We start from the raw sequence: 9573 nt of genomic DNA, 5'->3' as shown, positions 1-9573 counted from the left end.
CTATTATAAAAAGATAAAATATATGTTTGTTCTGTATTTAATATCTTGTTATAAAGGTTTGTGTGGTTATAAATAGTTTTTATTGCACTTTCACCTATTGTTTGTAAAAAATTATTGTCTAAATTGAAATTATTTACATTAGGATATGTTTGAAGTATACTAGAAAATAAATCTCTATTATAATAACTATTTCTATAAGAATCTATTATTGAAATAGCTATAGAAAAATCATTAATAGCGTCATTATATAATCTAATATAATTTTTATCTATTCCTCTATAAAAATATGCTGCTTCATTATATTGATTCAATTTAATAGCTTTATCTAAATCTTCAATTGCTTCTCTATATTGTTTATTAATTTCATGGCATAAACTTCTACTTATATATGCCATCTCATAATTTGGATTTAATTCTATAACTTTATTAAAATATTTTATAGCTTCATCATTTTCTTTTAAATTTAATTTTACTGTTCCAATGTTAAAATAAATATTTATGTTTTTATCATTAAGTTTTAATGCCTCATTATAATTATATATAGCTTCATCATATTTTTTTAATTCTATAAGAAAAGTGCCTTTAAAAAAGTATGCCTCTTCATCTTTATCATCTTTTTCAATAGCTTCATCGCATAGATTTATTATTTCTTCAAATTTTTTTTCTAATATTAATTTTTGTATTTTTGATTTTAATTCTTCGGTCATAATACTATTAAAACTTCTTTGATATTTGGTTTAATTATTTCTAACTTATGTACTTGTTCATTACTATTTTTCTGCCGTAGTCTTCAAAGTGAAAACTGTCTGTGTAGAGTGATATTAAAAGTATGCCTCGTCCGTTTTTGCGGTAGACGTCATCATTGTTTATTTTTATAGCTTTGTAATTGAATCCGCTGCCCTCATCTTCTATGCTGATTTCAAGCATGTTTTCTTTTATATTAAACAATATATTTACATTTTTGCTATAATCATTATTGTTGCCGTGAACTATAGCATTAGTTAAAGCTTCTTCAAAGGCTATTTGCATGGCATCAGCGTCTTTTATATCATGTGAATGCAAGTACTGAATAAAGATTTCAGATATATATGGTATTAATGTTTTATTACTTGGTATTTCCATCTTCAGCATATTATTGTATATAGTATTTTTTATACGATATAAATAAAGTATAGTTAAATAATATGCATTGTCAAGATTTTATATACAAATTATTAAATAGTGTAAAGGTTTTTTAATCCAAAGGCTGTTATATTGTCATTGCTGTTAATAGTTTTTAATTTGTTTATAGCCTCTTCTGTGGATAAACTCATTATATTATAAACACCATCTTCTAATGAGCTGTAATTAGATGCTATAGCTTCACACATAGAATTAGTAGCAATAAAATAGTTTTGACTTTTGTTTCTTCTAGAGCCTTCTATTGTAATGTAGTGTCCTCCGCCGGCACAAGCACAATTTTCAAGTGCATATCCATTAACATGGTCTCTTGTTATTTGAGTAGCCTTATTTTTATCTATGCAAAACACTTTAGCATCCCCCGCATGAAACACAAATACACCAGCAAACTTATGATATAATACCCCCGCAATAGAAGCACCTGCCATAGATTTTTGAACATCATCAGCAGATTCTCTAGCAGCATTAACTTCTAATTTGATAAAGTTATGCATTATCCAGTTTATCACTTCTTGCTCTCCAACAAGTTCTACTAAATCCAAAAAGTTCTCATTAAAAACATCTATAGCAAGCTTTGAAGCAAAAGTATCTCCCAAACCATCAGCAACTAATGATATACAAGTACCTTCCATAGAGTTTATAAAATGACTGTAATTGTTTTGTTCATTTATTATTAACGGTCTTCCAAGTATTGCTTCGCTATTAAAAAGTATAGTATCAGTATTTGTTTTGTTATTGTTAGATTTATTTGTAAAAGAGAAAATATCCATATTATTTCACATTCCTTAATTTTTATATTTTTTATATTTTACAGGCAAAAATATTTTTTTCAAGTTTATATTATTTGTATGATAACTGAGTGTAACTAATAATTTTTATTTTCTTAATTATTTAAATTATGTTATTTTTTACTTATCAAAAAATTATTTATAAGAAAATCAAAAATATTAATTTAATGTTGGAAGTTTTATAGATAGTTTTTCAAAATTAACTAAACATTTAATTTTTTCTTTTTTTTTAAAATCTATGTTTGTATTATTTGAATTCTCTGAAGGATATATTATAAGACAATTTGGAACATAATTATTATTATCATTTGTAAATTCTTTTATTATACTTTTAAGTCTTCCGTATCCAGAAAGCTGTCTAATATCTTTTATAATATTATTTCCTTTATATTTTTTATTAATATAATTATCATTATAAATTCTTTTGTATTTTGAATCTGCTATATAATTATATCCATTGCCTTTAATTATGAAATCAGGCTTAAATCTGTACCTACTGTAACTTTTTTGATATAATATTTTTGCCTTTCCTTTTAATGAATCCATAAGTAAAGCATAAACATATTTCTCAAATAATAATGACATATCAATATAAAAAGGTGGAGCAGAATTTTCTTTGTTTGAATCTTTATATCTTCTTAATTTTATTATATTGATGGCTAATTTTATAAGAAGTTTATATTTTTTGTATAAAGGATTCAACCTTATATTATTAAGTTCATAAAGATGAAGCTCATCAGACACTTCAGAAAAAAATGACATACTATTAAAAGAATTATAAATTAAACCTATATTAGAATTGCATATTTTTAATGCTTTTTTTAATATCCTATTTTCTAAACAATTTATATCATAATCAAAATAAGAACAGTATACCCTGTCATCTCTTGCAGTTACAATATTTTTCTTTATATGATTTGAAAAATCTATTTTTCCCTTTATTTTGGAATTAAGATTTTCTCTTTTTCTAATAAAATTTCTTTTAAGTCCGTTATTAAGCTCTAATTCAAGCATTCTCAAAAAATGAATACTTGTTAGAGCATCAAGTCCTTTTATTAAAATATCGCCTTTGTAGTTTATTGGAGGCTCTTCAAAATTTATGCTGTATATTTCATTAAAACATTTCACAATATTTGAATATGATAAACATTTTGAAAACATCTTCATAAAATCAATATTTTCTATTTTAGGATTGATTATAATATTTTTTGTATGCTCATTATCAATCCAGAAAGCACCTATGTAATAAGAAAGAGTTTTGCTGTATGAATTCTCTCCAAATATATATTCTCTATATTTTGATTTATTTATGCATTCTATAAGAGAATCACAATCTATATTATTATGCTCATTAAATGAAGCAGAATTGTTTTTACAAAATTCACATTCACATTGATTATCTAAATTATCCATAATGATTATATCGCTAATTTTTTAATAGAATCTTTTATATCATTATTACTCTTTAATATACCGTCTTTGTAATACTCTAATAATAAAGGCTTGATTTCATATTCTAATTTTCTTTTTAATTCTTCTTCATTTTCAGCCATAAAATAGCTATGCCCTATCATAATATCATCAATCTCAAATTCTTCATTTAAGTTATTATTAATTATATTATTCTCTATATCATCAAATAACTTTAATGCTTTATTTTTACAATCATAGTTTTTATCATTATAAAAACTTTCTATTTTTTCTTTATCTGCTTTAATAGTTATAAATGCAAATCTTCTTCTTAAAGCATAATCAATATAACCAATGCTTCTGTCAGTAGTGTTCATAGTACCTATTATATATAAATTACTAGGCACCGAAAATATTTCTTTAGAATAAGGCAGTTTAACTTCTATTTCATTGTCAGCATTTTTTCTTTTATCAGCTTCTAATAATGTAATAAGCTCACCGAATATTTTTGCTATATTTCCTCGGTTAATTTCATCTATTATAAGAACAACAGGATTTTTATTTACTTTTTCAATATCTCCTAAATTATACTCTTTTTTCAAATATTCTAATAAAGGTTTCACATAAGACATAGAACCTATACTTTTTTCCTCTTTAAGCGAATAATAAAATTCTTTTACTCTATTATTTAGTTGCAACCATCTTTTAGTTTTATTATTTTTAGGAAGATACTTAACTATATTATCATCATTTATAGATAAGTAAAATGTTTTATTATCTCTTAATGTTTTTAATTCTAAACAATCAGTATCTTTATTTATTCCTTCTACATCTCCATTAGAAAAATCGTATGTAAAATTATTCCAAGCCTCTTCCAATCCTACTTTTCCTACTTCTTTTGCTCTATTGCAAGCCTCTTTAAAAATTCCGTCTTTAATTTCATAAGATATATTTTCGTCATTAGAAACAGGCTTATATCCTTCAACAAACTCCTCATAATCCATAGACTGATGAAAAGTTGTAAAAAATATCTGATTCTTTTTTATAAGTTCTTTATATCTTTCCATAACTTTTTTTCTATCATCTGATATGTTTTCGTCAATTAAATTAACAGCAATTTCGGCGGTAGAATAAGTTTTTCCAGTACCCGGAGCCCCTTGAAGTATGATTTGTTTTTTTTGTTTTAGTATATCAATAATTTCTTCTTTTTCCATTTTTTTTATTTCCTTATAATAAGCTTCATTACATTTTTCTTGTATGTCTCTTTTATTAATTACAGCAGTTCTCCTATTTTTATAGATTATAGGTTTTTTTAGCTCAATCCACTTATTAACCTTAATTATATCAATTTCATCTTCTAAGGATACACCATAATGAGCAGCTTTTGCCTCATCTATAAAATCCTTCCAAAACCAATATTCTTCTACAGCTGATACAACTTCTGCTATAGCAAAAATTTTATGACCTTTTTTAGAGGCTATTAAATCACCTTTTTTCAAATTTCTAAACTTATTTATTCTTTTATTATAGCTTCCTAATATTGCAGCATTATGCTTTTTAAAATCTTCAAAATATGAGGGCTTTCCATCACCCCAACTAACCCCACATGCAAAAACTTTTTTCAATTTCATTAAACTACTCTTTGAATAAAAAATTAATTTCTACTAAAAACTTTATTACACTTTTTTACTGTTTCTTCATGTTTTATAATTCCTGAACCTATATTTTGATAAATGATAGGTTCTTCTAGTTCAATCCATCTATTAACTTCAATTATATCAATTTCATCTTCTAAAGACACACCGTAATAATTAGCTTTTGTATCATTTATTAAATCTTTCCAAGTACAATAATTTTCTGAAAGTGAAGTAACTTCTCCAATAGCTATTATTTTAAAACCATCTTTTGCTGCTATCAAATCACCAACTTTTAAATCTCTAAAATATTCTATTCTTCTATTGTAACTTCCTAATATAGAAACATTATGTTTTTTAAACTCTTCAAAATATGAAGGCTTTCCATCACCCCAACTGACTCCACATGCAAAAACTTTTTTCAATTCCATATTATACTCCTATAATTTATGCATATTTTAGAGAATATAACATAGTGTATGTAAATGTCAACAATATATAATTAACATTTTTTGAAAAAACTGTACTATTAAACTTTCTTTTATTTAACAATTATTGTAATACTATATAAATATATAATTATATGTTTATTTACAATAACATTTTATACAAAACTTTATTTGTATGAAAATTTGATATTTTTAATATAATATTAGTCTTGATTTTCAGAATATAATTTTATATAATATTATTATAGAAAAAATAAAATATATTAAGGAATGTTTTATGTCAAAAGGCTATTTAGCTTTAGTGCTTCATGCTCATCTCCCTTATGTTAGACACCCAGAACATGAGAACTTTTTAGAGGAAGAATGGTTATACGAGGCTATTACAGAAACATATATACCTCTTCTTGACGCTTATGATAGAATGGTTAATGATGGAATAAATTTCAAGATCACTATGAGCGTAACTCCTCCTCTTATGAATATGCTTGCAAACGAGCTTCTTCAAAATAGATACGTTAATTATATAGAAAAATTGATAAGATTGGCAGAAATGGAAGTAGAGAGAACTTCATTAGACCCTAATTTTCATCATACTGCTGAGTTTTATAGAGATAAGTTTATAAAGATAAGAGATATATTTGTTTATAAGTATAATAAAAACTTGCTTAATGGTTTTAGGTATTTCTTGGAGAGAGGAAATTTAGAGATAATCACTTGCGGAGCTACGCATGGATTTTTCCCATTTATGCAGGAATATCCTAAGGCAATAGAAGCACAGTTAAAAATGGCTGTAAAAACTCATGAGAAGCATTTAGGAAGAAAACCTACAGGCATATGGCTTGGAGAATGCGGATTTTTCCCAGGCTTAGAAAAACATCTTGCAAACAACGGAATTAAATATTTCTTTGTTGATACGCATGGTATAATGTATGCTGATAGAGTGCCAAAATATGGAGTTTATGCTCCTCTATATTGTTCTAGAGAGAGCAGAGTTGCAGCTTTCGGACGTGATATTGAGAGTTCAAGAAGTGTTTGGAGTGCTGAAGTAGGATATCCAGGTGATCCAAGATACAGAGAGTTTTATAGAGACATTGGATATGATTTGCCTTTTGAATATATAAAAGAGTTTATACAGAGCAATGGTCTTAGAAAAAATACAGGTATAAAATATTATAGAATTACTGGTAAAGATTGTGCTAAAGAGCCTTATAATCCAGAATGGGCTATGGAGGCTGCAGGTGAGCATTCTGGTAATTTTATGTTTAACAGAGAAAAGCAAATAGAGTATTTAGCTTCAGTGATGGACGACAGACCTCCTATAGTGGTATCGCCTTATGATGCTGAATTATTCGGACACTGGTGGTATGAAGGACCTATGTTTATAGAGTTTTTAATGAGAAAGATTCATCATGACCAAAACACTATAGAAACAATCACACCAAAAGAATATTTGGAAAGACACCCAGTAAACCAAATATCTATGCCTTCAATGTCTAGTTGGGGAGCTAATGGTTATGGTGAAGTTTGGCTTAACGGCACTAATGGCTGGATTTACAGACATTTACACAAGGCTGCAGAACGCATGATAGAACTTGCTCATGATTATTATAATGAAACAGGTCTTTATGAGAGAGCATTGAATCAGGCTGCACGTGAATTGTTGTTGGCACAAAGTAGCGACTGGGCTTTCATTATGCATACAGGTACTATGGTTGATTATGCTGTTAATACTACAAAATTATATATAAAGAGATTTACCGACCTTTATTATGCTATAAAAAACAGAGATTTAAATGAAGAGTGGCTCAGTAAATTAGAATGGCGTGATGATATATTCCCAGAGATGGATTTTAGAATATACAGTTAATAAAATTAGCTAGAGAAATAGTAAAAGGGAGTGTTAATAAACATTCCCTTTTTTATGATATTCAATTATGCATTATATAAAAGTTAATAATAATATTGATAAATATTCCTAATATATTAGTTATAATACTTGCACTTTCGCGAAGCGTGCCCGAAGGGCGAAAACTTTGACGAAGTCCGAACAGCGACCGAAGGAAGTGCCTGCGACTGAAAGGAGTCCTTCAGGGCGACTGAAAGGAGTGCCTTTAGGTATTGGTACGAAGGCGGGAAAAAGTTGATAATATATTTATAAAAACACAAAAATAAATTTGCATTTTTTTTTATGTTATGCTATAATGCTTAGCAACTAGCTCGGATGATGGAATTGGTAGACATAGCAGATTTAAAATCTGCTGGTCCTTGCGACCGTGCCGGTTCGATTCCGGCTCCGAGCAAAATACCAAATAACTCGAGAAACTCATTAATAATTTTTATGGTAAATAATCAAGATAAACTTTCTAAAAAAAATATCATTATACTCATTATTGGGCTTATAATTTTTGCTTTTAGTTTTCTTTTAATAGCATTAGTAGGCAAAAATCCTGAAGGTATATTAGGTTTCCTTGCTCCTTTTACTATGCTTATAGGAATCATCACAATAGTAACAGGTTTTCTATACAAAGCTAATTCCTAAAAAAATCATATAGATTTATTATACATTCTAATATATAATAATTGAAATATTAAAAATGGAAGTACTTAATGCTGTTTGTTAATCCGCAATTTTTATTATTATTATTGATTGTACCTATTATCACTTTTATATATATAAAAACTAGAAAAAATCATCTCTATTCTGTAAAGCACCCGCGTGTAAGTATGGCTCATACTTTAAAATCAAAATATTATGCCAAAGATATACCATTTATACTTTTAATGATAGGATTAACTTTTTCAATAATAGGCTTAGCTCGTCCTGCTACGGTAGACAGCAGTGCTAATATTAACGGAGAAGGTATATATATATCTATGGTAGTTGATATATCTCCTTCTATGATGGCTGAGGATATGCTTCCTACAAGGCTTGAGGCTTCAAAAAAGACTATGGCTGATTTTATAAAAAAAAGAAATTTCGATAAAATAAGTTTAGTTGCTTTTGCATTAAGGGCTTCTGTGCTTTCGCCTTCTACTTTTGATTATACTTCATTAGAAAAAGAAATCGGCAATATAAAAATTGATGAAGAGGGCTCTACTTCTATTGGGCTTGGTATTGCTACTGCGGTTGATATGCTTAGGAGCGTGAAAGATGATGCTGAAAAAGTGATAATACTTCTTACAGACGGAGAAAACAATTCTGGCGAAATAGACCCTAAACTTGCTTCAGAGATAGCTTCCAATTTTAATATTAAAATTTATACAATAGGTATTGGTGATGCCGCTGGAAGTCATGCTTGGGTAACATATACAGACCCTAATTATGGCAAAAGAAGAATTAGAGCAGATTTTACACTTAATGAAAAAGCATTAATTGAAATAGCAAGCATAACAGGCGGAAAATATTTCAATGCCAAAACAAGTTCTGCATTAGATAATGTTTATAATACAATAGACAGATTAGAAAAAAAGCCAATTACAGACGATAACCTTATTCAGTACAATGAATTATATAAGCCTTTTATTATAATAGCTTTAATATGTATTGCATTAAGTATTATATTATCTTCTACAAGATTTTTGATTGTACCATAATGGATAGATTTTTAAAATTTTGTATATTATTAGTTTTGATATTTTGTGTTAATTTTAATAAAAAATTGCCTGTAGAAAATTTATGCTTATTTAGAGCAACTACTGGTTTTCCATGTCCAAGCTGCGGCATGACAAGAGCTTATATACATGCACTTAATTTAGATTTTAAAAATGCATTAAAATATCACCCTCTATTTCCTCTGCCTACATTTTTATTTGTTATAATAGCTTTTAGAAAAAAAGTAAAAATATTTGATAGTATATATAATAACAATTTTTTAATAACTTGTTTAATAATTATTTTTATAGGTGTGTATATTTTTAGGTTTATGAATGATTTTCCATATAGAGAGCCTTTTACATTTAACTATGATAGTCATTTTTACACTATATTGGAATTTTTGAATTTAGTAAAAAAATAATTTTTTAGTTTTTTGTTTGTGGTGGCTTTGCCCCATGCGAAGCGTGCCTGTTGGTACACGCCCCTACTTCTTTTACCGACGCTCTGCGTGCCTGCGG

10 protein-coding genes and 1 tRNA gene are annotated in these 9573 nt (G+C 27.4%); 5 read left to right on the top strand and 6 right to left on the bottom strand.

Annotated elements, in window-relative coordinates; all coding sequences use genetic code 11:
• The 6 genes from E6A48_RS05605 to E6A48_RS05580 form a co-directional block, all read right to left on the bottom strand.
• The coding region (locus tag E6A48_RS05605) for a tetratricopeptide repeat protein (protein ID WP_219709088.1) at positions 1–707 on the bottom strand (707 nt) is incomplete at its 3' end.
• Between the two features lie 40 nt (positions 708–747).
• A complete protein-coding gene (locus E6A48_RS05600) occupies positions 748–1122 on the bottom strand; it encodes an ATP-binding protein (protein WP_219709087.1) in 375 nt (124 codons plus the stop codon).
• 92 nt (positions 1123–1214) lie between these two features.
• The gene (locus tag E6A48_RS05595) at positions 1215–1949 is read right to left on the bottom strand and encodes a PP2C family serine/threonine-protein phosphatase (protein WP_219709086.1); all 735 of its coding nucleotides are present in this window, start codon (positions 1947–1949) and stop codon (positions 1215–1217) included.
• A gap of 177 nt (positions 1950–2126) precedes the next feature.
• A complete protein-coding gene (locus tag E6A48_RS05590) occupies positions 2127–3380 on the bottom strand; it encodes an McrC family protein (RefSeq protein ID WP_219709085.1) in 1254 nt (417 codons plus the stop codon).
• A 5-nt stretch (positions 3381–3385) separates the two neighbouring features.
• Positions 3386–5008, bottom strand: coding sequence for an McrB family protein (locus tag E6A48_RS05585; RefSeq protein ID WP_219709084.1), 1623 nt, complete (start codon positions 5006–5008; stop codon positions 3386–3388).
• A 23-nt stretch (positions 5009–5031) separates the two neighbouring features.
• Positions 5032–5442, bottom strand: coding sequence for a hypothetical protein (locus E6A48_RS05580; protein ID WP_219709083.1), 411 nt, complete (start codon positions 5440–5442; stop codon positions 5032–5034).
• Positions 5443–5737: 295 nt separating this feature from the next.
• Between E6A48_RS05580 and E6A48_RS05575 the strand changes: the two genes are divergently transcribed.
• From E6A48_RS05575 to E6A48_RS05555, 5 genes are all read left to right on the top strand, one after another.
• Positions 5738–7327, top strand: coding sequence for a glycoside hydrolase family 57 protein (locus tag E6A48_RS05575; RefSeq protein WP_219709082.1), 1590 nt, complete (start codon positions 5738–5740; stop codon positions 7325–7327).
• A 348-nt stretch (positions 7328–7675) separates the two neighbouring features.
• A tRNA-Leu gene (locus E6A48_RS05570) sits at positions 7676–7760 on the top strand.
• A 38-nt stretch (positions 7761–7798) separates the two neighbouring features.
• Positions 7799–7999 carry a hypothetical protein gene (locus tag E6A48_RS05565; RefSeq protein WP_219709081.1) on the top strand — a complete coding sequence of 67 codons (201 nt, stop codon included), beginning with the start codon at positions 7799–7801 and terminating at the stop codon, positions 7997–7999.
• A 68-nt stretch (positions 8000–8067) separates the two neighbouring features.
• Positions 8068–9054 carry a VWA domain-containing protein gene (locus tag E6A48_RS05560; RefSeq protein WP_219709080.1) on the top strand — a complete coding sequence of 329 codons (987 nt, stop codon included), beginning with the start codon at positions 8068–8070 and terminating at the stop codon, positions 9052–9054.
• Complete coding sequence (locus E6A48_RS05555) at positions 9054–9476, top strand: DUF2752 domain-containing protein (RefSeq protein WP_219709079.1); 423 nt, start codon at positions 9054–9056, stop codon at positions 9474–9476. The genes E6A48_RS05560 and E6A48_RS05555 overlap by 1 nt, the downstream gene beginning before the upstream one ends.
• Positions 9477–9573 lie beyond the last annotated feature (97 nt).

Source organism: Brachyspira pilosicoli, from assembly GCF_019402445.1.
Lineage (GTDB): Bacteria > Spirochaetota > Brachyspiria > Brachyspirales > Brachyspiraceae > Brachyspira > Brachyspira pilosicoli_B.
The sequence above is the reverse complement of the archived record's forward strand: the minus strand, read 5'-3'. Positions and strand labels throughout refer to the sequence as shown.

Coding starts and splice junctions, on each gene's coding strand:
- E6A48_RS05590 (WP_219709085.1), bottom strand. CDS start 3,380: ATGGATAATTTAGATAATCAATGTGAATGTGAATTTTGTAAAAACAAT.
- E6A48_RS05565 (WP_219709081.1), top strand. CDS start 7,799: ATGGTAAATAATCAAGATAAACTTTCTAAAAAAAATATCATTATACTC.
- E6A48_RS05580 (WP_219709083.1), bottom strand. CDS start 5,442: ATGGAATTGAAAAAAGTTTTTGCATGTGGAGTCAGTTGGGGTGATGGA.
- E6A48_RS05595 (WP_219709086.1), bottom strand. CDS start 1,949: ATGGATATTTTCTCTTTTACAAATAAATCTAACAATAACAAAACAAAT.
- E6A48_RS05600 (WP_219709087.1), bottom strand. CDS start 1,122: ATGGAAATACCAAGTAATAAAACATTAATACCATATATATCTGAAATC.
- E6A48_RS05585 (WP_219709084.1), bottom strand. CDS start 5,008: ATGAAATTGAAAAAAGTTTTTGCATGTGGGGTTAGTTGGGGTGATGGA.
- E6A48_RS05560 (WP_219709080.1), top strand. CDS start 8,068: ATGCTGTTTGTTAATCCGCAATTTTTATTATTATTATTGATTGTACCT.
- E6A48_RS05555 (WP_219709079.1), top strand. CDS start 9,054: ATGGATAGATTTTTAAAATTTTGTATATTATTAGTTTTGATATTTTGT.
- E6A48_RS05575 (WP_219709082.1), top strand. CDS start 5,738: ATGTCAAAAGGCTATTTAGCTTTAGTGCTTCATGCTCATCTCCCTTAT.